The organism is Massilia agilis (assembly GCF_024756255.1).
GTDB lineage: Bacteria > Pseudomonadota > Gammaproteobacteria > Burkholderiales > Burkholderiaceae_D > Telluria > Telluria agilis.
In genome coordinates this window covers 1-1,133 of record NZ_JANUHB010000017.1, presented here as the reverse complement: position 1 = coordinate 1,133, position 1,133 = coordinate 1, and the positions used below count along the sequence as shown (strand labels likewise).

Below are 1,133 nucleotides of genomic sequence, written 5' to 3'. Positions count from 1 at the left end.
TCACCGGCCTTGAGCACACCGAAGGCGACATGCAGGAGCTTACGCATCATTGCGACGATGATGACCTTCGGGCTTTTCCCGGCGCTTGTCAGGCGGTCAAGGATACGTCGTCCCCAAGTTGTTTTGTACACGGTGTACATGGCCGGCATGTAGAGTCGTCTACGGATCACACTGTGGCCAAATCTGGAAATGTGGGCCTTACCGCGTACACTGCTGCCGGATTCGTGCTGACGTGGGTCGAGCCCGGCATAGGCGGTGACTTGTCGCGCGTTGGCAAATCGCCCGGGGACGAGCGCAAACGCCAGTAGCAGCGCAATCGTGCGTTCACCGACACCCGGGATGCTCTCAAGGAGCCTCTTTCGTTCGCCTAGCTCCGGATCGTCATCGATGTGATCTCGGATTTTCTTGGTCAGATTCTTGATTTCCTTGTCGAGCCATTCGACATGGGATGCAATTTCATCCTTGACGACATCGCGCGCCACTTCGAGCCGATTACCTTCCTGGATGCGCATCTCCTGGAGCGCGTCGAGGCGGAGCACCATGGCGCGTAACGCCTGTTCCTTTAATGACGGCGCCTGCCACGGTGACGGGCGATTCTCGCTGCAAAATTCGGCGATCAATTTTGCATCGACCTTGTCAGTCTTAGTCCTGACCAGCCGCGAAGCCCCAAATGCCTTGACCTGCAACGGGTTGACGACACTGACGACGTACTGGTGATTAGCCAAATACTCAGCGACGGGCTCCCAGTACACCCCGGTCGCCTCCATACAGGCATGAAGCTCTGTCACCCCATGCTTGCAAATCCACTCGCGCAGTGCCTCGAACCCCTTGGGTTCATTGTTGAAAACCTTGTGTTTATGTTTGCCGTCCGGTTGGCGCAACGCACAATCGAGCTTTGCCTTGGCGACGTCAATCCCCAGATACCACAACTGCATTTACATCCTCTTCTGATCTACCTTGCAAAATACGGGCTCACGGCAAGCCGGGCCAGAGATACTGTCCGATCTTCGATCGAGGGTGGGCAGCTGGTGCGAAATCTACGAATTGCTGGCTTGTGCCAAAGGGTGGGCTCGGCATCCAGCTGCCCGCAACCCAAGGTGCCCCTCGGGTCAAAAGTGAGCAAGAAGCTCAGA

1 protein-coding gene is annotated in these 1,133 nt (G+C 56.7%); it reads right to left on the bottom strand.

What is annotated here, in order from left to right:
- Positions 1 to 935: IS110 family RNA-guided transposase (locus tag NX774_RS23265; RefSeq protein WP_258824678.1), on the bottom strand; the 935-nt coding region annotated here is incomplete at its 3' end.
- Positions 936 to 1,133: the final 198 nt, after the last annotated feature.